Source organism: Georgenia sp. X1117, assembly GCF_057784635.1.
Genome location: NZ_CM173492.1, coordinates 1,241,591 through 1,267,376, shown reverse-complemented (window position 1 = coordinate 1,267,376; position 25,786 = coordinate 1,241,591). Strand labels below are relative to the sequence as shown.

The 25,786-nt window shown below is 74.3% G+C and carries 22 protein-coding genes and 1 pseudogene; 10 read left to right on the top strand and 13 right to left on the bottom strand.

Going from position 1 to position 25,786, the window contains the following annotated elements; all coding sequences use genetic code 11:
- Window positions 1-90: 90 nt before the first annotated feature.
- From AC3D3D_RS05635 to AC3D3D_RS05620, 4 genes and pseudogenes are all read right to left on the bottom strand, one after another.
- Window positions 91-1,155, bottom strand: a pseudogene (locus tag AC3D3D_RS05635) (ABC transporter ATP-binding protein); the annotation flags it as partial.
- Window positions 1,152-2,048, bottom strand: a complete 897-nt coding sequence (locus tag AC3D3D_RS05630) for an ABC transporter permease (protein ID WP_463661136.1) — start codon at window positions 2,046-2,048, stop codon at window positions 1,152-1,154. The pseudogene AC3D3D_RS05635 and the gene AC3D3D_RS05630, both read right to left, overlap by 4 nt.
- The gene (locus AC3D3D_RS05625) at window positions 2,045-2,992 is read right to left on the bottom strand and encodes an ABC transporter permease (protein ID WP_463661137.1); all 948 of its coding nucleotides are present in this window, start codon (window positions 2,990-2,992) and stop codon (window positions 2,045-2,047) included. Before AC3D3D_RS05625 ends, AC3D3D_RS05630 begins: the two co-directional genes overlap by 4 nt.
- 11 nt (window positions 2,993-3,003) lie before the next feature.
- Entirely contained in the window at window positions 3,004-4,557 is a 1,554-nt protein-coding gene (locus AC3D3D_RS05620; RefSeq protein WP_463661138.1) for an ABC transporter substrate-binding protein, read from the bottom strand.
- A 155-nt stretch (window positions 4,558-4,712) separates the two neighbouring features.
- Here AC3D3D_RS05620 and AC3D3D_RS05615 point away from each other — a divergent pair, with 155 nt between their 5' ends.
- A complete protein-coding gene (locus tag AC3D3D_RS05615; RefSeq protein ID WP_463661139.1) occupies window positions 4,713-5,393 on the top strand; it encodes a DUF1028 domain-containing protein in 681 nt (226 codons plus the stop codon).
- A gap of 29 nt (window positions 5,394-5,422) precedes the next feature.
- Here AC3D3D_RS05615 and AC3D3D_RS05610 read toward each other — a convergent pair whose 3' ends face one another.
- On the bottom strand, window positions 5,423-6,028 hold the full coding sequence (locus tag AC3D3D_RS05610) for a helix-turn-helix domain-containing protein (protein WP_463661140.1): 606 nt from the start codon (window positions 6,026-6,028) through the stop codon (window positions 5,423-5,425).
- Between the two features lie 165 nt (window positions 6,029-6,193).
- The gene (locus AC3D3D_RS05605) at window positions 6,194-7,618 is read right to left on the bottom strand and encodes a CAP domain-containing protein (protein ID WP_463661141.1); all 1,425 of its coding nucleotides are present in this window, start codon (window positions 7,616-7,618) and stop codon (window positions 6,194-6,196) included.
- Between the two features lie 182 nt (window positions 7,619-7,800).
- Between AC3D3D_RS05605 and AC3D3D_RS05600 the strand changes: the two genes are divergently transcribed.
- A complete protein-coding gene (locus AC3D3D_RS05600) occupies window positions 7,801-8,886 on the top strand; it encodes a hypothetical protein (protein ID WP_463661142.1) in 1,086 nt (361 codons plus the stop codon).
- 1,029 nt (window positions 8,887-9,915) lie between these two features.
- Here AC3D3D_RS05600 and AC3D3D_RS05595 read toward each other — a convergent pair.
- Both AC3D3D_RS05595 and AC3D3D_RS05590 read right to left on the bottom strand, forming a co-directional pair.
- On the bottom strand, window positions 9,916-10,284 hold the full coding sequence (locus tag AC3D3D_RS05595; RefSeq protein WP_463661143.1) for an acyl-CoA carboxylase epsilon subunit: 369 nt from the start codon (window positions 10,282-10,284) through the stop codon (window positions 9,916-9,918).
- Window positions 10,281-11,882, bottom strand: coding sequence for an acyl-CoA carboxylase subunit beta (locus AC3D3D_RS05590; RefSeq protein WP_463661144.1), 1,602 nt, complete (start codon window positions 11,880-11,882; stop codon window positions 10,281-10,283). Before AC3D3D_RS05590 ends, AC3D3D_RS05595 begins: the two co-directional genes overlap by 4 nt.
- Before the next feature lie 155 nt (window positions 11,883-12,037).
- Here AC3D3D_RS05590 and AC3D3D_RS05585 point away from each other — a divergent pair, with 155 nt between their 5' ends.
- The 5 genes from AC3D3D_RS05585 to AC3D3D_RS05565 all read left to right on the top strand — a co-directional run bounded on the left by AC3D3D_RS05585 (window position 12,038) and on the right by AC3D3D_RS05565 (window position 16,947).
- Window positions 12,038-12,898, top strand: coding sequence for a biotin--[acetyl-CoA-carboxylase] ligase (locus AC3D3D_RS05585; RefSeq protein WP_463661145.1), 861 nt, complete (start codon window positions 12,038-12,040; stop codon window positions 12,896-12,898).
- A gap of 67 nt (window positions 12,899-12,965) precedes the next feature.
- Window positions 12,966-14,087, top strand: a complete 1,122-nt coding sequence (locus tag AC3D3D_RS05580) for an adenylate/guanylate cyclase domain-containing protein (protein WP_463661146.1) — start codon at window positions 12,966-12,968, stop codon at window positions 14,085-14,087.
- Window positions 14,088-14,169: 82 nt separating this feature from the next.
- Window positions 14,170-14,856 (top strand): response regulator transcription factor, encoded by a 687-nt coding sequence (locus tag AC3D3D_RS05575; RefSeq protein ID WP_463661147.1) that lies wholly within the window; start codon window positions 14,170-14,172, stop codon window positions 14,854-14,856.
- 1 nt (window position 14,857) lies between these two features.
- Window positions 14,858-16,180, top strand: coding sequence for a sensor histidine kinase (locus AC3D3D_RS05570; protein WP_463661148.1), 1,323 nt, complete (start codon window positions 14,858-14,860; stop codon window positions 16,178-16,180).
- Window positions 16,177-16,947 (top strand): lysoplasmalogenase family protein, encoded by a 771-nt coding sequence (locus AC3D3D_RS05565; RefSeq protein WP_463661149.1) that lies wholly within the window; start codon window positions 16,177-16,179, stop codon window positions 16,945-16,947. Before AC3D3D_RS05570 ends, AC3D3D_RS05565 begins: the two co-directional genes overlap by 4 nt.
- On the opposite strand, the gene AC3D3D_RS05560 is transcribed toward AC3D3D_RS05565, so the two are convergent.
- Entirely contained in the window at window positions 16,928-17,488 is a 561-nt protein-coding gene (locus tag AC3D3D_RS05560; RefSeq protein ID WP_463661150.1) for a GtrA family protein, read from the bottom strand. The genes AC3D3D_RS05565 and AC3D3D_RS05560 overlap by 20 nt on opposite strands.
- 282 nt (window positions 17,489-17,770) lie before the next feature.
- Between AC3D3D_RS05560 and AC3D3D_RS05555 the strand changes: the two genes are divergently transcribed.
- The 3 genes from AC3D3D_RS05555 to purE all read left to right on the top strand — a co-directional run bounded on the left by AC3D3D_RS05555 (window position 17,771) and on the right by purE (window position 20,619).
- Window positions 17,771-18,625 carry a class II fructose-bisphosphate aldolase gene (locus AC3D3D_RS05555; RefSeq protein ID WP_463661151.1) on the top strand — a complete coding sequence of 285 codons (855 nt, stop codon included), beginning with the start codon at window positions 17,771-17,773 and terminating at the stop codon, window positions 18,623-18,625.
- A gap of 52 nt (window positions 18,626-18,677) precedes the next feature.
- Window positions 18,678-19,847: a 5-(carboxyamino)imidazole ribonucleotide synthase gene (locus tag AC3D3D_RS05550; protein ID WP_463661152.1), complete on the top strand. Its 1,170-nt coding sequence runs from the start codon at window positions 18,678-18,680 to the stop codon at window positions 19,845-19,847.
- Window positions 19,848-20,079: 232 nt separating this feature from the next.
- Entirely contained in the window at window positions 20,080-20,619 is a 540-nt protein-coding gene (purE, locus tag AC3D3D_RS05545) for a 5-(carboxyamino)imidazole ribonucleotide mutase (RefSeq protein WP_463661153.1), read from the top strand.
- Window positions 20,620-20,752: 133 nt separating this feature from the next.
- Here the strand turns inward: purE and AC3D3D_RS05540 are convergent, their stop codons facing one another.
- The 4 genes from AC3D3D_RS05540 to AC3D3D_RS05525 all read right to left on the bottom strand — a co-directional run bounded on the left by AC3D3D_RS05540 (window position 20,753) and on the right by AC3D3D_RS05525 (window position 25,740).
- Window positions 20,753-21,352: a hypothetical protein gene (locus tag AC3D3D_RS05540; protein WP_463661154.1), complete on the bottom strand. Its 600-nt coding sequence runs from the start codon at window positions 21,350-21,352 to the stop codon at window positions 20,753-20,755.
- Between the two features lie 85 nt (window positions 21,353-21,437).
- Window positions 21,438-22,571 (bottom strand): hypothetical protein, encoded by a 1,134-nt coding sequence (locus tag AC3D3D_RS05535; RefSeq protein ID WP_463661155.1) that lies wholly within the window; start codon window positions 22,569-22,571, stop codon window positions 21,438-21,440.
- 45 nt (window positions 22,572-22,616) lie between these two features.
- Window positions 22,617-24,167, bottom strand: a complete 1,551-nt coding sequence (locus AC3D3D_RS05530) for an LCP family protein (RefSeq protein ID WP_463661156.1) — start codon at window positions 24,165-24,167, stop codon at window positions 22,617-22,619.
- Between the two features lie 151 nt (window positions 24,168-24,318).
- Window positions 24,319-25,740, bottom strand: coding sequence for an LCP family protein (locus tag AC3D3D_RS05525; RefSeq protein ID WP_463661157.1), 1,422 nt, complete (start codon window positions 25,738-25,740; stop codon window positions 24,319-24,321).
- Between the last annotated feature and the right edge of the window lie 46 nt (window positions 25,741-25,786).

Below are 25,786 nucleotides of genomic sequence, written 5' to 3'. Positions count from 1 at the left end.
CGCGGCGGCCCCACTGGCTCCACCGGCCGCGGCGGCGCTGGACGCACCCTCGTCGCCGGCACCGGCCCGCTGCCCGGCGGCCGCGCCGGCGTACCAGGAGCGGGCCAGGTGCCCGGGGGAGACCTCGACCAGCTCGGGGTGGCTGGACTCGCAGCGGGCGTCGCCCCGCTCGGCGCACCGGTCCCAGAACACGCAGCCCGGCGGCACCTCGCGCGGGTCGGGCGGGGCGCCCGGGATCGTCGTCAGCGCCGAACCGTCGGAGCCGAGCCGGGGACGGGACTCGAACAGCCGCCGCGTGTAGGGGTGCGCGGTGGCCTGGAACAGCTCGATCGTCTCGGCCTGCTCGACGACCTCCCCGCCGTACATCACCACCACCTCGTCGGCGATGGCCCCGACGACGGCGAGGTCGTGGCTGATCCACACCACCGCGGTGCCCAACCGGTCGCGCAGGTCCCGCACGGCGTCGAGGATCTGGGCCTGGACGGTGACGTCGAGGGCCGTGGTGGCCTCGTCGGCGATGAGCAGGTCCGGGTCGCAGGCGAGCGCGATCGCGATCATCACCCGCTGCCGCATGCCCCCGGAGAGCTGGTGCGGGAAGGCGGACAGGCGTCGCTGCGGGTCGGGGATGCCGACGAGCTCGAGCAGCTCGAGCGCCCGGGTGCGGGCGGCCCGCCGGGTGAGCCCCAGGTGCTCCATCGTCCCCTCGGTGAGCTGCCGCTCGACGTCGAGCAGCGGGTTCAGCGAGGTCGCCGGGTCCTGGAAGACGAAGCCGATGCGCCGCCCGCGCACGCGCCGGCGCTGCTCGGCGGACATCGTCAGCAGGTCCGCCGCTCCGGCCGCCGCGGCGTCACCCGCCGCGGAGCGCGGTGCGGCGTCGTCGTCGGCCCCAGACCCGGACCCGGACCCGGGCCCCGAGCCCGACCCAGAACCCGACCCGGCCTGCGGCCCGAGCAGGGCCTGGCCCGTCACCCGCGCGCGCCCGGCGTCCATCAGCCCGGTCGCGGCGAGCACGGACATCGACTTCCCCGAGCCGGACTCCCCGACGATGCCCAGGGTCTGGCCGCGCTCGACCGACCAGGAGACGTCGCGGACGATGCGCGCGTCACCGATGGAGACGTGCAACCCCCTGACGTCGAGGGCGGGGACGGTGGTCATCGGCGCTCCTCACCGGCGGTGCCGCGCACGTCGAGGACGTCGCGCAGGGCGTCGCCCAGCAGGTTGAAGGACAGCACGGTGAGGAAGACGGCCATGCCGGGGAAGACGGCCATCCACCACTGCTGCGGGAACTCGCGGGCGACGTTGAGCATGCCGCCCCAGCTGGGCGTGGGCTGCTGAACGCCGAGCCCGAGGAAGCTGAGCGCCGCCTCGGACAGGATGGCGAAGGCCAGCGAGAGGGAGGTCTGGACGATGATCGGCGCCACCGAGTTCGGCAGGACGTGCCCGAGCATGAGGCGCATCGGGCCGGCCCCCAGCGACCTCGAGGCGCTGACGTAGGTCTCGGTGCGGACCGACAGCGCAGAGGCGCGGGTGACGCGGGCGAAGATCGGGGTGTAGACCACGGCGATCGCGATGGTCACGCTGGTGGTGCCCTTGCCCATGATGGCGACGACCGCCATCGCGAGCAGCATCTCAGGGAAGGCGAACATCACGTCGGTGATCCGCATGATGACGGTGTCGAGGATGCCGCGGAAGAAGCCGGAGACGAGCCCGAGGGCCACGCCCGCGACCAGGGCGATCGAGACGGAGGCGAGCGAGACCTGCACCGACACCTCGGCCGCGAGGATGATCCTCGAGAGGATGTCCCGCCCCACCTCGTCGGTGCCGAAGGGGTGGGCCAGGCTCGGCGGCTGCAGCATGGCGGCCGTGTCGACCTCGTTGATGCCCTGCGGCGCGATCGCCTCCCCGAAGAGCGCGAGGAGGACGACGACGAGCAGGAAGCCGAGCGAGATCGCGGCCACCGGGCGGCGGAGCAGCCGCCCCAGGGTCCGCCGCCAGACGGGCGTGCCCTCGGCCGCGGCCAGGGGCGCGGGGCGGTCGTCGATGCTCATGCGTCCTCCCGGATCCGCGGGTCGATCACCGTGTAGGCGAGGTCGACGAGGAGGTTGACGACGAGGAAGAAGGTGGCGATGAGCAGCACCGCGCCCTGGACGACCGGGTAGTCGCGCGCTTCGACGGCGTCGTAGACGAGGTAGCCGAGCCCGGGCCAGGAGAAGACGAACTCGACGACGATGACCCCGCCGAGGATGGCGGCGACCTGCGTGCCGACGATCGTCACGACCGGCACCATGGCGTTGCGCACGACGTGCCAGGACAGGATCGTCCGGCGCCGCAGCCCCTTGGACTCCGCGGTGCGCACGTGGTCCATCGCCAGGACCTCGAGCACCGAGGAGCGCACGTACCGGGTGAGGATCGCCCCGGCGACGACGCCGACGGTCAGCGCCGGCATGATGACGTGGCTCAGCCAGTCCAGCGGGTCCTCGGTGATCGAGGTGTACCCCGAGGGCGGCAGCCACCCGAGCTGGGTCGAGAACAGCAGGATGAGCAGGGTGGCGAGGAAGAAGTTCGGCAGCGAGACGCCGAGCTGGCTGACCGCCCGGGTGATCGAGTCGGCGAACGACCCGTGGTGGGTGGCCGTGTAGACGCCCAGGGGCAGGGAGACGAGCAGGGCGATGACGATGCCGACCCCGGCGAGCGAGACCGTCGCCGGCAGCCGCTCGGCGAGGATGTCGGTCACCGGCTGCCCGGAGCGGAAGCTCACTCCGAGGTCACCGGTGATCGCCCGCCCGACGTAGGTGAAGTACTGCTCGACGAGCGGCCGGTCCAGCCCGGCCCGCTCCCGCAGGGCCTCGTAGGTGTCGGGGTCGAACCGGGTCCCCATCGCGATCCGCACGGGGTCGCCCGGCACGAGGTGGACGATCGCGAAGACCACCACCGTGACCCCGAGCAGGACGACCAGCGAGTGGCCGATGCGGGTGAGGACGAGGCGTGCCACGGGTCGGCCGGTCAGTCGTCGATCGTCACGTCGCGGAAGCGGATCGCCCGGTCGGGCAGGGCGGTGTACCCGGACACGTCCTCGGACCAGGCCTGCACCACGTCGGGGTTGTAGAGGTAGATGTAGCTGGCGGTGTCCGCCACCCGGGTGGCGATCTCGTCGTAGATCTCCTCGCGCGCGGCCTGGTCGGTCTCGGTGCGGCCGGCCTCGAGGAGCTCGTCGAGCTCGGGGTCGGCGTTGCCCTGGTGGTTGTTCGCCCCCTCGGTGTGGTGCTGGCTGTAGTAGAAGTCGTCGGGGTCGATGTTGCCGAGCCAGCCGAGCATGAGCATGTCGAAGTTGCCGTCGGTCTGCTCGGCGAGCCAGGTGCCGAAGTCGAGGGTGTTGATCGTCGTCGAGATGCCGATCTCGTCGAGCTGGCTGGAGATGATCTGGGCCGCGGTCACGGTCTCGGGGTACTCCGAGGTGACCATGAGGTCGATCGTCAGCGTCGAGGGGGCGACCCCGATCTCGTCGAAGAGCTCGAGCGAGCGGTCCGGGTCGTGGCTGTAGGTCGTGTACTCCGTGAACCAGCTCGAGGACTCGGGGATCGCGGTCTGGTTGACGGTGGCCGCCCCGAACATCGTCGCCTCGGTGATCGCCTCCCGGTCGATGGCGTAGGCGATCGCCTGGCGGGCCTCGACCTGGTCCCAGGGTGCGTTGGCCTGGTTGAGCGCGAGGTACCAGTAGTCGTTCGAGCCGACCTGACCGAGCTCGATCCCGTCCTCGCCGGCCAGGGACTCGGCCTGCTGCGGGGGCACGTTGTCGGTCCAGTGGATCTCGCCCGAGCGCAGGGCGGCCAGCGCGGTGGAGGCCTCGGCGATGAACTGGAACTCCACCGCGCCGATCTCCGGCGCACCCCCGAAGTAGTCGGGGTTGGCGCTCAGCTCGACGCGCTGACCGGAGGAGTAGGTCTCGAAGACGAAGGGTCCGGTGCCGATCGGGTCGGTCGCGATGTCACCGGAGCTGGCGTTCTCCTCCTGGACGATGGCCACGCCCTTGTAGCCGCCGATGCTGGCCAGGAGGTTGGGCGTGGGGGCGGAGACCTGGATCTCGACGGTGAGGTCGTCGACGGCGGTGACGGACTCGACGGCGGCGAAGCGCCAGGATGCGGCCAGTTCCTCGTCGATGATCCGGTTGAACGAGTAGGCCACGTCGTCGGCCGTGAACTCGGAGCCGTCGTGCCAGGTCACGTCGTCACGGAGGGTGAAGGTCCAGGTCAGCTGGTCCTCGGAGGTCTCCCAGGACTCGGCGAGCGCGGGCTGCATCTCCAGGTTCTCGTCCGGCTCGACGAGGGTGTCGAACACGTTCTCCAGGATCTGGAAGGAGAAGTAGGAGGTCGTCGAGTGGGGGTCGAGCTGGTCGGGCTCGCCGGCGATGGCGGCGACGAGCTGCTCGCCGGCGGGCGCGCCGTCGGACCCGGCCTCGCCGTCGGTGTCGACGCTCTCCCCGCTGCCGCACGCGGTGAGCGCGAGCAGGACGGCGGCCGCGACGGCCGTGGCACGCAGGGGGCGGGCTGAGGCGCGCATGGGGGTCTCCTCCGGGGCAGGACATCATCGTCGAAATGAACGTGTGTTCACTATGGTTTGATCTGACGCACTTGGCAAGCCTGAATCATGATCGCCGTCACAACGTCACCCGGGCGAGACACGCATCGCCGCCCGGGCACCGGCAAGGAGAGCCCGTGACCTTCTCGATCGTCGCCCTGTCCGACGACGGCGCCCACCTGGGCGTCGCGACCGCGTCCGCCTCGCTCGCCCTCGGCCGGGTCGTGCCGGCGCTCGCGCCCGGCGTCGGCGCCCTCGTCACGCAGGCGCACACCAACGGCGGCTTCCGGGCGCGGGGGCTCACCCTGCTGCGGGGCGGAGCGTCACCGGGGCAGGTGCTCGAGGAGTTCGCGGCCGAGGACCCGCGGATCGACCTGCGCCAGGTCGGGATCGTCGACCTCGCCGGCCGGACGGCGGCGTGGACGGGTGGCTCCTGCACCCCGTGGGCCGGGCACGCCGAGGGCGACGGCATGGTCGTGGCCGGCAACCTCCTCCGCGGGCCGGACGTGCTGGCGGAGATGGTGACCGCCTACCGCGCCGCCGCCGGTGGCGGTGCATCGACGACGGCGGGCACGTCCGACGCGGGCGGCCCGCCCTGGGAGCCGTTTGCCCGCGCACTGGTCGCCGCCCTCGCCGCGGGCGAGGCCGCCGGCGGTGACTCGCGGGGCCGCCAGTCGGCAGCGCTCGTGCTCGTGCGCACGGACGGCCCCGACGTTGCCCCGCCGGCGACCGAGGTGGACCTGCGGGTCGACGACCACGCCGACCCGGTCGGCGAGCTCACGCGGCTGCTCGGCCTGCGGGTCGCCGACGTCGGCTGAGGGCCGGGCGTGCGGTCGCCCGGACGGGGTCAGTTGCTCAGCGGCACGGTGACGCCCAGGACGACGGCGTCGACGGTGCCGGGATTTGCCCACCAGTGCCCGGTCGAGCAGTCGTAGGTGAAGGTGTCGCCCGCGCGCAGTCGCGTGGTGTCACCGTCGACCGTGACGTCGAGCTCGCCGGACAGGACGTGGACGGTCTCGGTGCCCAGGTGCCGGTAGGGGCGCTCCTCGTTCGAGAGGCCCACCGGGATGACCGACCGGATGACCTGCAGCGGCGCGGTGAGGGTGGGGGTGAGGAGCTCGCGATCGAGCCCCGGGGTCTCGTCGGGCGTGCGCAGCCGCTGCCCGTCGCCGGCGCGCACGAGCGCCGCCTGCCGCTCGTGCTGCGGTCGCAGCAGGTCCGTCAGGGACAGGCCGAGCGCGTCCGCGAGCGAGCGCAGCGTGCTCAGGGAGGGGTTGCCGTTGCCCCGCTCGAGCTGCGAGACCAGGCCCGCCGAGAGCCCGGCGCGGGTCGCGACGTCGCCCACCCGCAGCCCGAGCCGCTGCCGCTGCGCGCGGGCGGTGGCCCCGACGTCAGCGGCCGGTCCGTCGGGGCCGGGGGCGCCGTCGTCGGTGGCCGGCCGGGGGAGCGTCATGGTCCCGACACTAATCGCGTCGTTCGCCGCGCCGCCGACGAACGGGTCGCTCGGTCGGCGCGCGAGGGGCGCGCGGACGAGGACGGGGACGCCGGTCGGTGACCGGCGACCCCGTCCAGGGCTGTCTCGGGTGCGGGCGGGACCGGGTGGCCCCTCCCGCCGATGTCAGCGGAGCTGCTCGATGCGCACGACGCCGAGGCTCGTGGTGCCGTCGCCGTCGAAGTCACCGAACACGGCGGTGTCGCCGTCGCGGCCGTAGCGGGTCTCCTCGACCTCGGTGTCGGAGCTGTTCTCCGCGGCGACGAGGTAGTCGGCGCCGCGCTGGAGGGCGAGGGTGTCGGTGCCGTCGCCGTCCCAGTCGCCGACGAGCACGAGGTCGCTGTCGCGGCCGAGCGAGAACTCGCCGTCGACCGTGGCCCCGACCGGGTCGTTCGTGTAGACCACGTCGGAGCCGCGGCGCACCGCGAGGGTGTCGGTGCCGTCGCCGTCCCAGTCCCCGACCAGGAGGGTGTCGCCGTCGACGCCGAAGGCGGCCAGCTCGATCTCGCCCGGGTTGTCGAGGTCGTTGACGATGTGCAGCACGTTGCCCTCGCGCACGGCGAAGGTGTCGACGCCGTCGCCGTCGAAATCGCCCTGGACGATCTCGTCACCGGCCTCGCCGAGCTGGACGACCCGCTCCGCCGGGCCGCTGCCCAGGGTGTCGGAGATGTGCAGCTCGTTCCCGCGGCGCACGGTGACGGTGTCGGTGCCGTCGCCGTCGAAGTCGCCGACGAAGATCTCGTCGCCCTCGACGCCGTAGAGGAAGTTGTGCGCGGCATCGCCGGAGAGGCTGTCGCTGAGCAGGAAGCGCGGGGTGCCCGGCTCGGGCTCGGGCTCCGGCTCGGGCTGGGGCTCGACCTCGGGCTCCGGGGCGGTGCGTGCCTCGTCGCGGGAGGCCGCCTCGTCCGTACGGGTCTGCGCCTCCGCCTCGGTGGTCGCGTCGGTCTCCGGAGCGGCCTCGGGCTCGGCCGGGGCCTCGGGCTCCGGGGTGGCCGGGGCCTGCTCGGCCGGCGCCTGCTCGGTGGGGGTGCTGCCGGAGGGGCCGCCGCCCGCGTAGGTGGCGAAGTTCTGGGTGGCGAACACGCGCCCGTCGGCCGAGACGGCCACGCCGACGCCGAAGTGTGTGTAGGAGCCGGTGAGCAGGATGTTGTTGTGCACCGCGGAGTTCCGCCACTGGCTCATGAAGTAGTCGGCCTGGTGGTCGGGGTAGATGCCCCAGGACAGGATCTCGGAGGTGCCCGAGGAGCCGGCCGGGACCGCCGAGCGACCGTAGTCGCCGCGGTGGACCATGGCGCCGATGCTGGCCTGGTGGTCGGACCAGGACTGGGCCACGGAGTCGATCGAGCCGGTGCGGGTGAGCTGGGAGAGCCCGTTCGCCGCGCGGTAGGCGTTGGTCTGGGCGGCGATCGCGTTGGCGACCTGGTTCTGCCAGGCGGCGTCGGTGCGGATCACGGTCGGGCCCGCGGTGCGGACGTCGGTGGTGACCTCGGCCGCCTGGGCGGCGCCGGCCAGCGAGGTGGCGGCGGCGACCGTGATGATCGCGGTGGTCACTCGGGGGGCAAGGGTGCGACGCCGGGCGTGGCGTCCGCGCGGAGGTGCAAACACGTCGGGGGGCTCCTTGTTATCGAAAAGTTACTCGCCGACGCTAAATCGTGACCGTGCGGGCTGTCGAGGACCTGTGGTCGGTCTCACGAGGAGCGGGACGGGCGTGGGGCGCCCGATAACCTCGGCCCATGACCTCGCCCGGCACACCCGCCTCGGGACCGCAGACCATCTCGCGCGGGGGGCTCGTCGAGAACCTGCCCTTCGTCGCGCTCTTCATCGTCGGCTTCGCACTCGTCGGCGTGTTCGCCGGCTGGTCGGCCGGGGGCGGGGAGGGGGTCTGGCTGCTGGTCGGTGCGGGTATCGGTCTGGCGATCGGTGTCCCGATCGCCCTGCTCATCGTGCGTACCTACAAGCGGGTCGAGGTCGACCTCGGGGCCGGCACGCTCACTTCGGCCGGTCGCACGGTGGCCCTGGCCGACGTCGACCAGCTGCACATCGGCCCCGCCCCGGTCGGACTGCGTGGCCGCCCTGGTATCCACATGGCCTTCGGTATCGGCGAGGACGTCGTCGCCCCCGTCTACCTCCGCGGCGCGCCGCTGCGGCAGATCCCCCGACCGCAGGCCCAGCTCCTCGCCGAGGCCATGCACCGCACCAGCGCCGCCCCGGCCGCCGACGCCGTCGAGGCCCTTGTCGCCGGCGGGTTCATCGAGCGGCCCGCCTGGCACCAGATCCCCGCTTCGGACAGCACCCAGGGGATCGTGCGCTACCTCCTCGTCGGGCCCCTCACCGGCCGCCCCGACGAGGCGGGCCTGACGCGCGTCGCGCAGAACCTCGGCCTGCCGGTCGAGGCGCTGCGGGCCTCGATCGCCGGTGACGTGCGCGCCAGCGCGGACGTCACCCGTGCGCTGGCCGAGACCGGGATCCGCGTCGACCTGCTCCAGGCGCCCGGTGCGCCGGGCGGCCCGGGAGCTGCCGCCGGTGCCTCGGGCACCGACGCCGGGACGTCGGACCAGCTGGACCCGGCGATCGCCACCGAGCGCGCCCGGGCGGTGACCCTGCTGGCGACCGGCAGCCGTGACCTGGCCGGCGTCACGGCGGACGACCTCACGCCCGCCCTCTTCGAGTACGTGCGCCTGCTCAACCCGGCCGGGGCCCGGAAGATGCTCGACGGCATCGCCGCCGCGCCCGCCGCGCAGCGGGAGGCCCAGCTCGCGCAGGACGCGGGCCTGCGGCAGGTGTGGGAGCGGTACGGGCACGAGGCATCGGGCACGTGAGCCACGGCGGCACCGGGTGGGGACCGCCCGGCGATCCGTGGCCCGGACGAACCGGGGTGCCCGCGCCCTCGTCCGGGACGGTGACCGTCTCGCGCCCCCCGCTCGGCGGGTTCGTCCGGCGCGCGCTGGCCATCGCCGTCCCCGCCGGCCTGCTGCTGTTCGCCACGCTCCAGCAGCCCCTGCGCCACCGGCCCGGCGTGGTACCGTCCGGCCCCACGGAGGCCGCCGTCGGGGCGCTCGTCGGCGCCCTCATCCCCCTGGGGATCCACGCGTTCTGGGCCCGCTGGACGCGGCGCGGGATCACCGTCGACCCCCTGACCCGGGAGGTCGTCGTCGCCGGCGAGCGCGCGCCGATAGTCCGAGGTCACGGTCGTCGCGATCGCCTCGTACAAGAAGACGACGAAGCAGTACCTGAGGATCAGCGCCGGGGTGCAGGCGAAGGTCGCACGGAACGGAGGGACGATCCGGGTCGCTCTGCGATCGGGCACGGAGGCGCACCGGCCGCTGCGCTCCTACGTCCTGGCCCGCCGGATGCCCAAGCACGACGCGCGGGTGCTCGCGCAGCTCGGTCTCGACACGGGCGCCGCGGGCGGCCCGGAGACCGCCGCCGAGCTCGCCCGCATGTACGGGTGGGCACCCCCGGCGGCAGCCACGGGCCCGGCGCGCGGCCGGGTGCGCGATGAGGCCGGCGCATCAGGGGTGGCGGGCCGGCCACGGACTCGTGCCGGTGAGCTCCCCGCCCTTCCTCGGGTACGTCTGACGCGCGGCGCTGCCCGCCGTGCCCATGGCACTGCTCATGTACGGCGTCGCCCTCACCGAGGGCAGCCGCACCCGTGCGGCGAGCCACCTGGAGGCGGTCGGCGCGGCGGTGCTCTGTGCGCTCGTCGTCGCCGCCTTCGCCCGTCAATACGGCTGGGCGCAGCCCATGCCGCCGACGCCGCAGCCGCCGACGCTTCCGCACCGGCGCTGCCCCTCACCCGCAGGCCGCTCCGCCGGCGACGCGGCACCGCCGCCGACCCGTCCTGCCGGCTACCGCGCCGCGGACCAGCGCCAGGCCCCGGGACCCTGGCGGCGCACGCCCAGCCGGCGCCCGTGGTCGTCCCACGCGTCGCCCCCCGGGCGTCCGGCGGTCCGGTGCCCACCGGCCGCCGCGCCCTGCTCGCCGCCGTCGCCGGCACCCGCGTCGCTGCGCGCGAGCGCCCGCGCCGTCGCCAGACCCGCGAGCAGGGCGGCCAGCTCGTCCTCGTCGGGGGTCCCCGACACCACGGTCACTGCCGCCAGCGCGGCCGCGTCCGCGACCGTCGGCGCGGCGTCGTCGCCCGTGAGCTCGGCCGCGGCCACCAGCTCGTCGTCGCCCTCGGGCCCGGTCCAGTCGCGGGCCTCGCCCTGCGTGGTCACAGCGGGATGTTCCCGTGCTTCTTCTCGGGCAGCGAGGCGCGCTTGGTGCGCAGCGCCCGCAGCGCCCGCACCACCTGGGAGCGGGTCTCGTGCGGGGCGATGACGGCGTCGACGTCCCCGCGGCGCGCGGCCTCCCAGGGGTTGATGAGGGCGTCCTCGTACTCCCCGGTCAGGCGGGCGCGCTCGGCCTCGACGTCGCCGCCCTCCTCGCCGACCTTCTTCAGCGCCCCGCGGTGGAGGATGTTGACCGCGCCGCCGGCGCCCATGACCGCGATCTGGGCGGTGGGCCAGGCGAGGTTGATGTCCGCGCCGAGCTGCTTGGAGCCCATGACGATGTAGGCCCCGCCGTAGGCCTTGCGGGTGATGAGGGTGACCAGCGGGACGGTGGCCTCGGCGTAGGCGTAGATGAGCTTGGCGCCGCGGCGGATGATGCCCTGCCACTCCTGGTCGGTGCCGGGCAGGAAGCCGGGCACGTCGACGAGCGTGAGGACCGGGATGTTGAAGGCGTCGCAGGTGCGCACGAACCGGGCGGCCTTCTCGGCGGCGTCGATGTCGAGCGTCCCGGCCATCTGGCTGGGCTGGTTGGCCACGATCCCCACCGGGCGCCCCTCGACGTGCGCGAAGGCGGTGATGATGTTCGGCGCGAACGCGGCCGAGACCTCGAGCGCCTCGCCGTAGTCGACGATGTGCTCGATGACCGCGTGCATGTCGTAGGGCTGGTTGTCCGAGTCGGGCACGAGGTCGTCGAGCTCGTGGTCCACGGCGACGATCTCGGCGGAGTCCTCGCCGTCGGCCGGCGGCCAGCCCGGCGGGTCGGAGAGGTTGTTGCTCGGCAGGAAGGACAGCAGGGCGCGCACGTAGTCGATCGCGTCGTCCTCGTCGCTGGCCGCGTAGTGCGCGACGCCGGAGCGGGTGGCGTGCGTCGAGGCCCCGCCGAGCTCCTCGAAGCCGACGTCCTCCCCGGTGACGGCCCGGATGACGTCGGGCCCGGTGATGAACATGTTCGAGGTGCCCTCGGCCATGACGATGAAGTCGGTGAGGGCGGGGGAGTACACGGCGCCCCCGGCCGACGGCCCGAGGATGAGCGAGATCTGCGGGATGACCCCCGAGGCGGCCACGTTGCGGCGGAAGATCTCCGCGAACTGGGTGAGCGCGGCCACGCCCTCCTGGATGCGGGCGCCGCCGCCGTCGGAGATCCCGATGATCGGCACCCCGGTGCGCAGCGCCAGGTCCATGACCTTGGCGATCTTCTGCCCGTGCACCTCACCGAGCGACCCGCCCAGCACCGTGAAGTCCTGGCAGTAGACGCACACCTGACGGCCGTCGATGGTGCCGTGGCCCGTGATGACCCCGTCGCCGGCGACCCGCTTCTTGTCCAGGCCGAAGGCGGTCGAGCGCGACATGGCGAAGGCGTCGAGCTCGGTGAAGCTGCCGACGTCGAGCAGCGCCTCGATGCGCTCCCGCGCGCTGCGCTTGCCGCGCCTGGCCTGCCTGGCCGCCCCGGCCTCGGTCACCGCGTCGATCTCCTCCGCGCGGCGTCGGGCAAGGTCGTCGATCTTCTCCTGGGTGCCGGAGGGTCCCGGCCTGGCGTCGCTCACCCGTGGCAGCCTAGATGGTCCCCCGCGCACCCCCGGGAGGGCGACGCGCGGCCGACCCCGTCTCGACGGTGTCCGCACGGATCTGGACGCGAGCGCGCACCTCTGCGCGCGACACCGACTCCCGGCCCGGGCGCTCCCGTGGTTGGCTGACCGGTATGTCTCCCTTCAGCCGCGTCGTCGAGGTGGGAACCACCGGGTCGACCAACGCCGACCTGCTCACCCTCGCGGACTCGGACCCCGAGGAGTGGCCCCACCTGTCGGTGCTCGTCGCCGCGCACCAGAGCGCGGGCCGCGGCCGGGCGGGGCGCTCCTGGGAGAGCCCCGCCGGCACCGGCCTGGCCGCCTCGCTCGTCCTGCGCACGGACCTGCCGCCGGTGCGCACCACCTGGGTCCCGCTGCTGGTGGGCCTGGCCGTCAAGCGGGCCCTGACCGACCTGGGGGCGCCGGCGACGACGAAGTGGCCCAACGACGTCGTGCTGCTCGGCGCGGGCAGCGAGCCCGTCCCCGGCTGGGGCCGGGCACGCAAGGTCGCCGGGATCCTCGTCGAGGTCAGCCCGCGCACCCGCGCGCTCGTGGTGGGCATCGGCGTCGACCTGGCCGAGGGCTCCGCGCCCGTGCCGTGGGCGGCGAGCCTGGCGGACATCGGGCTGGAGGTCACGCCCGCCCAGGTGCTCGACGCGATCGGCGTGCACCTGCCCGGCCTCGTGGCCCGGCTCGAGGAGCACGGCGGCGACGCCGAGGCGGCCGGTCTTGCCGACGAGGTCGCCGACAGCCTCATCACCCTGGGCAAGCTCGTCCGCGTGGCCCTGCCCGCCGAGAGCGAGGTCGTCGGCACGGCGGTACGGCTCGACCCCACCGGTGGCCTTGTCGTCGTCGAGGAGGGCGGCGGGGAGGAGCGGGTGCTGGTCACCGGCGACGTCACCCACGTGCGGTTCGTCCTGCCCGAGGCCGCCGTGCCGGCCGGGGACGGGACCACCGGCGACGGCACCGTCGCCCAGCCCGATCCGTCGACCTGAGGGGCGCGCCCGGTCCACCACCCGGGTCCGGGACCCACGATCGCCGTCGAGCCACTACCATCCCCCTGTGACGCAGAGCACGCCGGAGGGTCGACCTGCCGTCGGCCCGACCGACGGCGGAGCCCGCGCACCCCACGACGAGAGCGCCGCCGTCGACCCTGCCGACCAGGCCGCCCACCGCACCGCCGCCGACGAGCGCGTGCGCGCCCTGGTGGGCTCCGACCCCGTCTACACCATCCGTGGGCTCGCCGAGCGCGCCGGCGCCTCCCTCGAGCTGGCGCACACGTTCTGGCGGGCGATGGGCTTCCCCAACGTGCGCGAGAACCAGGTCGTCTTCACCGACTCCGACGTCGCCGCCCTGGCCTCGATGGCCCGGCTGCTCGACGACGAGCGGGTCGACATGTCCACCGCGATCTCCCTCCTGCGCGCCCAGTCGCACACCACCGACCGGTTGGTCCTGTGGCAGACCGAGGCCCTCGTCGAGGGCATCTCGCGCCGGCAGGGCCTCGACGACACCAGCGCGCGTAGGGTGTTCCTCGAACACGTCGGCGACGTCACCGACGTGCTGGAGAAGCAGCTGGCCTACGCCTGGCGCCGCCAGCTCGCCGCGCTGCTGCGCCGCACCGAGGCCGAGGTCGCCGCCCGGGAACCCGGCGGGTCGCACGAGCCGGTGGGCGAGCGCTACCCGCTGACCCGCGCCGTCGGCTTCGTCGACATGGTCGCCTACACGCGACGCTCGACCGAGCTGGGCTCCGCGGCGCTCGCCGACCTCGTCCAGACCTTCGAGTACACCTCGCGCGACGTCATCACCTCCGCCGGTGCCCGCATCGTCAAGACCATCGGCGACGCCGTGCTGTACGTGGCCGACGACCTCGTGCTCGCCGCCGAGGTGTGCGTGGACCTCATCGCCGCGCTGACCGCCAAGGAGCGGATGCTGCCGGTGCGGGCCTCCCTGGTGTGGGGCGAGCTGGTCTCCCGCTTCGGCGACGTCTTCGGTCCCACCGTCAACCTCGCCTCCCGGCTCGTCGACGTCGCCCCGGCCGGCTCGGTGCTCATGGACGCCGCGACGGCCGACGAGCTCTCCGCCCGGGACCGCGACGGGGCCTTCCGGATGGTGCCCCTGCCGGCCGCCGGGCTCGAGGGGATCGGCCAGGTCTCGCCCGTCGAGCTCGTCCGCTCCACCGGCTGAGGACGGGCCCGATCACCGCCCCGACCGGGCCTCCGACGCGGCGACTTGACCAATCGTTGACGATACGGCCTACGATGACCACGTGACTGACGTGCTGCTCGTCGAGGACGACCCTGCGATCGCCGAACCGCTCGCCCGCGCCCTCGGCCGCGAGGGCTACGACGTGCGGCCGCACACCACCGGGGGTGCCGCGCTGGAGGACCTCGCGCACGGCGCGGACCTCGTGGTCCTCGACCTGGGGCTGCCGGACATGGACGGCCTCGACGTCGCGCGGGCCATCCGCTCGCGCGGCCTGAGCGTGCCGATCCTCGTGCTCACGGCCCGGGCCGACGAGGTCGACCTCGTCGTCGGTCTCGACGCCGGGGCCGACGACTACGTGACCAAGCCCTTCCGGCTCGCCGAGCTCCTCGCCCGGGTGCGGGCGCTGCTGCGCCGCGCCGGCGGGGACATCACCGAGGAGGACGAGCTGGTCGCCCAGGACGTCCGGGTCGACGTCGCCGCGCACCGCGCCTTCCGCGGCACGCGCGAGATGCACCTGACCGCCAAGGAGTTCGAGCTCCTGCGGGTGCTCGTGCGCGACGCCGGCTCGGTGGTCACCCGCGAGGCGATCATGCAGGAGGTGTGGGGGACCGACCCCACCGGCTCCACCAAGACCCTGGACATGCACGTGTCCTGGCTGCGCCGCAAGCTCGGCGACTCCGCCGACCAGCCGCGCTACATCACGACGGTCCGCGCCATCGGCTTCCGGTTCGAGACCTCCGGAGGGTGACGTGCGCCGCCGCGCGATCCGCATGATCGTCGTGGCGGTGACGGTGGCGGTCCTGGTCGTCGGCGCACCGCTGGCGGTCTTCGGCGGGGCGATGATCTGGGGCGACCAGCGCGCCACCCTCGACCTGCGCAACTCCTCGCTCGCCCGCTCCGTCGAGCGACGCATCGTCACCGAGGAGCCCCTCGACGACGACATGCTCGTCGCCTGGGTCAACGGGCAGAACAACATCGCGGCCAACATCGTCGTGCGCACGCCCGACGGCGAGGTCTACACCGGCGGTCCCGACATCTCCGGCGACGTCATGCGCTCGGTGAACCGGACGCCGTCGGGGACCGAGGTCATCATGGAGATCCCCATCTCCTCGGTGTGGTTCCGGGTCATGCAGGTCGTCGGCATCATCGCGGTGACCTCGATCCTCGCCCTCGGGATCGCCGTGGCCATCGGCTCCCGCCTGGCCCGGCGCCTGTCCGCCCCGCTCATCTACCTCGCCGCGTCGGCCGAGCAGATCGGCTCCGGCCAGGTCCGCCCGCGCATCCAGGTCTCCGGCATCGAGGAGATCGACCTGGTCTCCGCCGAGCTGGTGCGCACCTCGGACCGCATGGCCGGCCGCCTGGCCGCCGAGCGCCAGTTCGCCGCCGACGCCTCCCACCAGCTGCGTACTCCCCTGACGGCGCTGTCGATGCGGCTCGAGGAGATCGAGATGACGAGCGACCAGGAGGAGGTCCGCGAGGAGGCGCGGCGCTCGCTGGAGCAGGTCGAGCGCCTCACCGGCGTGGTCGACGACCTGCTGAAGACCTCCCGCTCGGCCGGGGGCGGCTCGACGGAGGTGGTCAACCTCGAGGAGATCTTCGCCCAGCAGGACGAGGAGTGGAGCCAGACCTTCGTCCACGCGGACCGCGAGCTCAGCTTCTCCGACGAGGCCGGCCTGCCGGTGCTCGTCACCCCGGGTTCGCTGTCCCAGGTGCTGGCCACCCTCATCGAGAACTCGCTGAAGTACGGGGCGGGGGCCACGACGGTGACCACCCGGTCGGCCTCAGGGTCCAAGGGCGTGTTCATCGACGTCGCCGACGAGGGCGACGGGGTCTCCGACGACCTTGCCCCCGACATCTTCACCAAGCACGTCTCCGGCGGCTCGGGCACCGGCCTCGGGCTCGCGCTGGCCTGGGAGCTGGTCGCCGCCGACGGCGGACGGCTCGAGCTGACCCAGCGCCGTCCGCCGATCTTCCGCATCTTCGTCCACGCCGTCCCCCGTGACCTCACCCCCGAGGTCGTGCTCCCGCAGGGTGCCCTGGTCGCCGTCGGACGGCGGCGGGGCCGACGGTGACCGCGCCGCGACGCCGCGGACCCGGGCCGCGGGCGGTGACCACGGCGATGGCCTGCGTCGTCGCGCTCGCGCTCGTCACGATCGTCCACCTCGTCGCCCAGCTCGCCGGCCCCGAGCTCCTCAGGGAGATCACCCAGCCGTTGCTGCTGCTCCCGCTCGTGGTCGCGGTGCTCGCGCTGACCCCCGCCCCGCGGTCGTGGACGACCTCGTGGGCGCTCCCCGCCTTCGCCCTGTCCTGGGGCGGGGACCTCGTGCCCCGGCTGCTGTCCACGGGGGGCTTCGAGGCCATGCTCGCGCTGTTCCTCCTCGCGCACGTCGCCTGGCTCGTCGCCCTGTGGCCCCGACGCCGCCGGGCCCCGGTCTGGCGCAGCCCCGCGCTCGTCCTGCCCTTCATCGGGTACGGCCTGGTGCTCGTCCTCGTGTGCGCGCAGGGCGCGGGATCGATGCTGCCGGCCGTCATCGCCTACGCCACCGCGATCCTCGCGATGGCGCTGCTGGCCCCGGCGCTGGGCACGGCCGCCGCCGTCGGCGCGCTGCTCTTCGTCCTGTCGGACTCGCTCATCGCGCTGCGCAGCTTCGCCGACGTCGAGCTGCCCGGCCACGGCATGTGGGTGATGCTCACCTACGTCGCGGCCCAGGTGCTCCTCGCCGCGGCGGTGGTACGCGTCGAGGGCGCCGAGCGGGCCGCCGGTGTCGGAGCGCGGGGCGGGTCCGCCAGGGGCGGGTCCGCACGGCCCGGCGCGCGGATCAGCGACCGGCGGCGCTGACCGGGTCGGGGGTGTCCGTCGCGGCGTCGGGCGCCCCGGTCGTGCCGGTGTCCGGGGTGACGTCCGCGTCGGCCTCGGGGGCGGGACGGTCCTCGGTGAAGACCAGGTAGCGGTAGCAGACGTACCGGAAGGCCGTGCCGAGCACGAGGCCCACCCCGTTGGCGGAGATGTTGTCGGCCAGCGGGGAGGTCAGGCCGAGCACGTAGTGCGAGAACGCCAGGCACCCGACGGCGACGAGCATGCCGCCGATGTTGACCAGCACGAACATCAGCGCCTCGCGGTGGGCCGAGGAACGGCGCCGGTCACGGAAGGTCCACAGCCGGTTGCCGACCCAGGCGACGACGATGGAGACCGAGACGGAGACGACCTTCGCGGTCAGCGGGCTGTCCCGCAGGACCTCGCCGGGTCCGAAGCGCAGCAGGTTGAACAGGCCGATGTCGACGACGAAGGCCGAGAGCCCCACCGTGCAGAAACGGGCGAGCTCGATCCACCACTGCCGCCAGGTCTGCCCGCGCAGGAGGAGGTCGATGAGGCGTCGCACCGGACCACCTTAGGTCGGGCATCGGCGCCGCGAGGGGCCGGCCGCGGGGGAGAGGTGACCGGTGGGACCGGCGTCGGGCACGTGCGCCGGCGCCCGTGATCCAGGTCGCTGAACGGGACGTCCCGAGGAGCCGACGGCTGCTCAGATGAGCGAATCCTGCCCGGCGGCCGCGCCTGTGCGTCCACGGACAGGGCAGCTCGTGCCGCACGCCGGGCGGCGCGCGAAGATGGGCGGGCGCCCGCCGGCCCACGGGGACGCGACGACGAACCACAGGGAGTGCACATGCTCATCGGACTGAAGGAAGCGCTCGACCTCGGCGAGCAGAACGGGTACGGCATCGCGGCCGTCAACACCCCGACCCTGGAGATGCTCGTCGCGGCGATCACGGTGGCCGAGCGGCACGAGGTCCCGCTCATCCTCCAGCACGCGCAGGTCCACGAGCCCGTGAACGCGATCGAGAACATCGGGCCGGCGATGCTCGAGCTGGCCAAACGGTCGAGCGCGCCGCTGGTGGTGCACGTCGACCACGGCGAGTCCATCGACTACGTGCGCCGCGGCTTCGAGGTCGGCTTCAACTCGGCGATGATCGACGGCTCGCGCCTGACCTTCGAGGAGAACCTCGAGGTGACCCGCCAGGTCGTCGAGCTGGCGAACGAGTACGGGGCCGGCGTCGAGGGCGAGCTCGGCGTGATGCCGGGCCGTGAGGACGGCAAGGACTCCGACGGCGGCATCGGCGACGAGTCGCTGTACACCGACCCCGAGATGGCGGCCGAGTTCGTCCGGGCCACCGGCGTGACGGCGTTGGCCTGCTCATTCGGCACGGTGCACGGCCTGTACAAGGCGTCCCCGAAGCTGAAGTACGAGCTCATCACCTCGCTGCGCGAGCGCACCGGCGTGCCGATCGTCATGCACGGCGGGTCGGGCCTGTCCGACGACGAGTACCGCGAGTGCATCACCCGCGGCGTGCAGAAGATCAACTACTACACGTACGCCGACAAGGCCGCGCTCGAGGCCGCCAAGCAGCTGCTCGTCGACGAGCCGGAGACCTACGTCTTCTCCCCGCTGACGGTGGCGGCCGGTCGCGCCGTCGAGGAGAACCTCGACCGGATGGTGCGGGTGCTCTACCGCAAGGGCTGAGAGCGCGGACCGGGCGGCGCTGCGCGCGGCCGAGCACCTAGGGTGGGCGACCGTGACCCGACGGACCGTGGCCGTGATCGGTGGTGGGCAGCTCGCCCGCATGATGGCGCCGGCGGCGCTCGCCCTCGACGTGCACCTGCGGGTGCTCGTGGAGTCCGCGGACGCTCCCGCTGCGCAGGTGGTGCCCGACGTCGTCGTGGGACGACCGGGTGACCCGGACGCCGTGCGACGCCTCGTCGAGGGCGCCGACGTGCTCACCTTCGAGCACGAGCACACCCCGCGCGAGGTGCTCGACGCCGTCGCGGCCCTCGGGGTGCCCGTGCGGCCGGGGCCGGACGCGCTCGTGCACGCCCAGGACAAGATCGTCATGCGCGAGCGGCTCGGCGGTCTCGGCGTGCCCTGCCCGTGGTGGACGACGGTCGCCGACGCCGACGGGCTGGCGGCAGCCATCGCCCAGGCCGGCGGGCAGGTGGTGGTCAAGACCGCCCGCGGCGGCTACGACGGCAAGGGCGTGCGTGTCGTCGACTCCCCGGACGCGGCCGCGGACTGGCTGGCCGACCTCGCCCCGGGCGACCGGCTGCTGGTGGAGGAGAAGGTGCCCTTCGTCGCCGAGCTGGCAGCGCTGACCGCGAGGCGCCCCGGTGGGACGGGCCCGGGTGGCGCGACCGGCGAGGTCCGCAGCTGGCCGGTCGTCGAGACCCGGCAGGAGGGCGGGGTGTGCGCCGAGGTGCTCGCACCGGCCCCCGGGGCGCCCGCGAGCCTGGCGGCGCAGGCACGGCAGATCGCCGAGCAGGTGGCCACCGGCCTGGGCGTGACCGGGGTGCTGGCGGTGGAGATGTTCGTCGCGCCCGGCCCCGACGGCGACCGGCTGCTGGTCAACGAGCTCGCCATGCGACCGCACAACTCCGGGCACTGGACGATCGACGGCGCCGTGACCAGCCAGTTCGAGCAGCACCTGCGCGCGGTCCTCGACCTGCCCCTGGGCGCGACCGACGCCCTCGCCCCGGCCGCGGTCATGGTCAACCTGCTCGGGGCGGCCCGGCCCGAGCCCGCCGCGGCCTACCCCGAGGTGATGGCCGCGCACCCGGAGGCCAAGGTCCACCTCTACGGCAAGGAGGTGCGCCCCGGACGCAAGCTCGGCCACGTCACCGCGGTGGGCACGGACCACGAGGAGCTGCTGGCCACCGCGCGCGCGGCGGTGGGCCTCCTGCACGGGGCCTGAACCGGGCCCACGTCGCTCAGTCCACCTCACCCGCCCAGGTCGCTGAGTTCGTGCTGAAGACCGTGAGTGTCGTGCGTGCCAGAGCACGATCTCAGTGAGTCCGGCACGAACTCGACGAGGGGGAGTACGCCGGGGAGGTCAGGCACCCGCTTGACGCGGGGTGGGCCGTCGGGTGGGGGACAATGGCGCGCGTGCGGGCGCCGGGTCCGCGCCCGAGGGTGAGGGAGACGGCATGGTCGAGGTCGGGATCGTCATGGGCTCGGACTCGGACTGGCGCGTGATGTCCGCCGCCGCGGCCGCGCTCGACGAGCTGGGCGTGACCCACGAGGTCGACGTCGTCTCCGCCCACCGCATGCCCGACGAGATGCTCGAGTACGGCCGGACCGCGGCCCGCCGGGGCCTGCGCGTGCTCGTGGCCGGCGCCGGTGGCGCCGCCCACCTGCCGGGCATGCTCGCCGCGGTGACGCCGCTGCCGGTGATCGGCGTACCGGTCCCGCTGGCGCACCTGGACGGCATGGACTCGCTGCTCTCCATCGTCCAGATGCCCGCCGGGGTGCCGGTGGCGACGGTCTCCATCGGTGGTGCCCGCAACGCCGGCCTGCTGGCCGCCCGGATCCTCGGCGCCGGCGAGGGCGGGCGCGCCGAGGAGCTGCGCGAGCGGATGGTCGACCTCCAGTCGGACCTCGCCGACACCGCCCGGGCGCGCGGCGCTCGCCTGCGCGCCTCGCTGAGCGCCGACCGGGACGACGAGCACGACGACGGGGTGCACTGAACCGGCGGGTGCCGAACCGGCGTGCACCGAACCTGCGGGTGCCGAACCGCCGACCGGGACTACACAACCGGCGCGTCGGCGATCGCGGCCCTGCCCCGGCGATCGACCCGACGCTCGAGGTGGCCGGGCGGGCTCAGGCGGTGCCGCGCACGAGGAAGCCGGCGAGCGGGGCATCGTCGGTCCAGACCTGCGTCGTCACCTGGATGTCGGCGCCCTGGTCGACCGTGAACCCCAGGACGTGGGTGCCCTCCTCGCCCGGGTCGATCGGGGCGGACGGCGCGCAGGTGAAGGGATCGGGGCCGCAGACGAGCTCCGGCGCCTGGCCCGTCGCATCGGTGTGACCGACCTGGACGAGGATCCCGTCCTCCGGGACCGTCTCCTCCGAGCCGTTGTCGACGGTGACCTCGACCTGCACCGCCTCCCGTGTCTCGCCGTCCGAGGGCGACTCCGTGTACGTCGGGGCGCGTTCGCCGAGGTCGATGCGGACCGTGATGCCCGAGTCGTGCGTGACGACCTCGGACAGCTCGCCCTCGGCGACCTCGGGCAGGACGCCGCCCGACGATGGACCGCCCGTCGGGCTCCCGTCCTCGCCGGAGGTGGGTGCGGGGTCGTCCGACGCGCTCCCCGTGCCGGTGGTCGCGTCGTCGCCGGTGTCCGTGCTCCCGCAGGCGGCGACCGCAAGCAGGAGGGCGCCCAGGAGTGCAGCGATCCCCGGGCCTCGTGCTGTCGTCATGTGTGACACGCTCGTCCCCGGTCGTGCCCTGGTCAACCGCGATCGGGCGCCGGGCTCCGGGGTCCGGTTCGGGATCCGTGCTGCGCTACCCCTGGGCGGCGAGGTCCGAGCGGGCCTCCTCGGCGCCGTTGGCGGCCTGGGCGTGCAGCGGGTGGTCCGGCGGCAGCAGCCGCTCGAGGTCGGCGATGAGCTGCTCGAACTGCCCCAGCGACGTCGCCGGGTCGACCTCGAGGGTCGCCCACGCCTGCCGGTGCCGGGCGTCGAGCGTGCTGGGGTGCTCGGGCCCGATGCCCGCGCGGCTGCTGCGCAGCCCGACCAGCTCGGCGAAGACCTGTCGGGCCTCCTCGTAGCGCCCCTTGGCGGCCAGCAGGTCGGCGCTGCGGGCGGTGGTGAGGTCGGCGAGCTCGAGGTCGTCGGGCCGGTACCGGCGGGCGTCGCGGCCGAGGAACATGTTGGCGTCGAGCGCCTCGTCGAGGTGGCCGGCCTCCACCAGGGCGGTGACGTGGCGGGCGCCCGCCCGCAGCGCGGTGCCGGAGGTCGGCCCGTCCAGCGAGGCCACCGCCTCCGCACGACGCCCGTGGGCCTGGACGGCACCCTCGACGTCGCCCGCCCGGGAGTGCGCCGCGGCCAGCTGCCCGAGGGCGTCGGGGAGGAGCTGCCGCTCGGCCGGGTTGTCCGCGCGGGCCACGAGGCCCTCGGCCTCCTCGACCGTGAGGTCCTCGCGCCCCGCGGCGGAGCGCAGGTCCTCGACCAGCGGGATGCCCGCCCCGCCGTCGAGGTCCGCGTCGGCGTCCTGGGCGGGCGCCGCGCCACGGACGTCGGCGAGCTCGCGCTCGAGCGCGGGGGTCTCCTGGCCGCGGCCGGAGGACTCCAGCGCGGCGATGAGGGAGGTGATGAGCTCGGCGCGCGTCTCGGCGTCGTCGGGGCCCAGGTCGCGGGCGAGCACCACGCCGGGCCCGAGCACGTCGACCGCCTCGTAGTGGCGCCCGAGTCGGCCGAGCACCCGACCGAGCTCCCCGCGCACGAGCAGCACGTCGGGGTCGCCCGAGCCGTACAGGGAGTCCGCCCAGCCCAGCACGTCCCCGAGCACCGACACCGCGGCGGCGAGGTCGCCGGAGTCGAGCAGGTGCCCCGCGCGGTCGACCTCCGCCGCGAAGCGGGCGTCGTCGTCGGGCGTGGGGGTGCGCGGGGCGTGGCCCTCGTGCGCGTCGGTGTTCATCGTCGTCCTTCCTCGCGCGGCCGGGACGTCGCGCTCACACTGACGCTAGCCGCCCGCGGGGGCGGTCGTCGTCTCCGTGGCCGGACTGATCGTCCCGTCACGCACCGATTCCAGCCAGCCCGGCAGGGCCGCCTCGTCGAGCAGCACGGTCGAGCCGAGCCCCGGCACGCTGTAGGCCGGGTCGGCGATCGGCGGTGCACCGACGAAACCGTCGCCCGACGCGCTGCGGAAGGCCAGCGCGAGGCGACCCAGGTCGACGATGCCGGTGTCCTCGTCGGTGGTGAGGACGTCGGTGCCGGTCCGGGCCAGCGCCACGTGCTGGCGCGGGTCGAGGAGGGTCGACGTGCTCGAGACACCGTCCGCGATGGCCCCGATGACCTGCTGCTGGCGCTGCCCGCGCCCGAGGTCGCCGGTGGGGTCCGAGTAGCGCATGCGGGCGAATGCCAGGGCGGTTGCGCCGTCGGAGACGTGGCAGCCGGCGGTCCAGCTCAGCCCGGAGAACTCGTCCTCGACGTCGTAGTCCAGGCACAGCTCGACGCCGCCGACGGTGTCCACCACCTCCGCGAGCCCGGACATGCCGATCTCGACGTAGTGGTCGACGGTCAGCCCCGTCAGGCCCTCCACGGTCTGCACCAGCAGCTCGGGTCCGCCCAGGGTGTAGGCCGCGTTGAGCTTGTGGTCGCCCTGGCCGGGGATCGACACGAGGGTGTCCCGCGGCAGCGAGATGAGCGACGGCGTGCCGGAGGGTGGGTCGTGCAGCACGAGGATCGAGTCCGACCGGGAGCCCTCCACGCCGTCCTGCACGTTCCCGCCGCGCTGGTCCGTGCCGGCGAGGAGGTAGGTCGTGCCGGAGGTGTTCTCGGCCCCCGAGAGCGCGGCCGTGTGCTGGATGCGACCGTCGGCCCAGATCGCCAGGCCCACCGGCCAGGCGATGACGGCCACGAGCAGCGCCACGAGCACCAGCGCGACGACCCGGCCCGGACGGCGGCGCCGACGCCTGGTCCGCGGCGGGCGGGGCGGCTCGTCGCGGTACGGCGGCTGGTCCCCGTACGGCGGGGCGGGCGGTGGCGGCGCACCGTGCTGGACCGCCGTCCGCGGGCCCTCGTGCGGTGCGTAGCTCGGCGGTGCGTACGCCGGCGGCGGGGTCGACGGTCGTCCGGCGTCCGCCCCGACGGCGGGCATCGCCCGCGTCGCCCCGATGTCCTGCCGAGCGGGGGACCCGTCCTGCCGTGCGGGGATGCCGTCCTGCCCGGCCGGGGCGCGGCGCGGCGAACCGGTCGGCGCGGGGCGGGTCGACCGGCGCACCGGGACACGACCCGTGGACCGGTCGCCGGCCGGTCGCTCGGTGGCGTCCCGTCGCGCGGCGGGGCGCTCACCGCCCGACCGGCGCGCGGGGTTGACCCGGGTGGCGCCGTCGTCGACGTCGTGGCCGCCGGCGGCCCGTCCGCGGCCGTGGTCACCACGCGGTGCGGACGCGTCGTCGGCCCGGGAGCGCCGGCCGTCGGTGGGGGTCAGCGGCTCGCCGCGCTGCGGGCGGGGCGGCCGGCTCGAGCGGCGGCGGGGCGCGAAGGAGGGGGGTGGGTCGTCGTCGGTCATGCGGTCCCCCTCGTCTCACGGTCTGCGCTGGGCAGGTTACGCGTGCGCCGCCGCGGCGCCGGGAGGTCGGCCAGCGGGTGGCGCGACCCGGGTGGCGCGGAGCGACCCCGACGCGGGCGCGGCGGGTGCCCGTCGTCGTGCGCGGGCAGGGTCACCGGGTGCAGACGGGGAGGGGGGCGGCCTCCTCGTCGTCCGGGCCCTGCGCCGTCGGGGCGGCCTCGTCGTCGGGCTCCTCGGACGCGTCCTCGGCGGCAGCGGCCTCGGCGGCGGCCGCGCGCGCCTGGTCGAGGACCGCTCCGCCCTGGCCGACGCCGGAGATCTCGGCCTCGGCGGCCGCGTGGGCCTCGCGCGCGAGCTCGCCGGCGGTACCGACGCGGGCACGGGGCTGCTCGTCGCCCTCGCCCTCGCCGCCGGCCGACGGCGTCTCGCCACCGAGCTCGGGGGAGGCGGCGGTGGTGGCCCCGGGCAGCGGGTCGTCCTCACGCAGCGCGGTCCACACGTCGTCGGCCTCCTCGCTGGGGACCACGCGGTAGCCCGCGGGCTCCCAGGGCATGGTGACGAAGCCGACGTTGGCCGAGTCGAGGTTGCGCAGCGAGACGGCCAGCCCGGCGAGGTTGGTGATGCTGCCGAACTCCGGGGACGTCGTCAGGGTCTGCGTGCCGGCGTCGAGCACCGAGTACAGCCGGGGCAGGTCGAAGAGCACCCGGCTGGACAGCACGTCGCGGGCGATCGCGCTGACCAGCTGCTGCTGGCGGCCGATGCGGGAGATGTCCGAGCCGTCACCGAGGGTCTGGCGCGCCCGGGCGTAGCCGAGCGCGTCGTCGCCGTCGAGGATCTGGCAGCCCTGCTCGAGCTCGAGGCCCGCGGCCGGGTCGGAGATCTCCTCGTCGACGTACATCGGTACGCCGTCCAGCGCCTCGACGACGCCGATGAACCCGGCGAAGTCGACGACGACGAAGTCGTCGATCCGCACGTCCGTCATGCCCTCGACCGTGGCGATCGTGCAGGCCGCGGCGGCGCTGACGTCGCCGTGCTGGCCGCCGGTGTGGAAGGCGGAGTTGAAGATCGTGTCCTCGGTCGGCTCGGTGCGGGTGCCGTCCTCCAGCCGGCAGGCCGGGACGTCGACGAGGGTGTCGCGCGGGATGGAGACGACGTCCACGCGCTCCCGGTCCGACGAGATGTGCATGATCATCGTCGTGTCGGAGCGCATCCCCTCCACGTCCTCCTGGCCGCCCTGCGCGGCGTTGTCGCCCTCGCGGGTGTCGGAGCCCATGACGAGGATGTTGAGCGCGTCGCCGGCGTTGGGGTCGTCCGGGTCGGAGTGGACCTCGGGGCGGTCCTCCTCGGGGAGCAGGTGGTCGACGTCCTCGGTCGTGATGTTGCCCTGGAGGTCGTTGTACATCGCGGCCAGGGCGCCGATCCCCACGGCCAGCACACCCACGGCGGCGCCGGTGACGATCGGCCAGCGACGGCGTCGGGCAGGTGTCGGTGCGCGCTTGAGGTGCCGGGGACGGTAGGGCTCCTCGCGCGACGGTTCCCGGTCCGTCGCGCCGTCCGGGGCATCGGTCGGCATCGGGTTCACGATAGGACGAGGCGGCCCGTCGATGGACGTCCGTCCT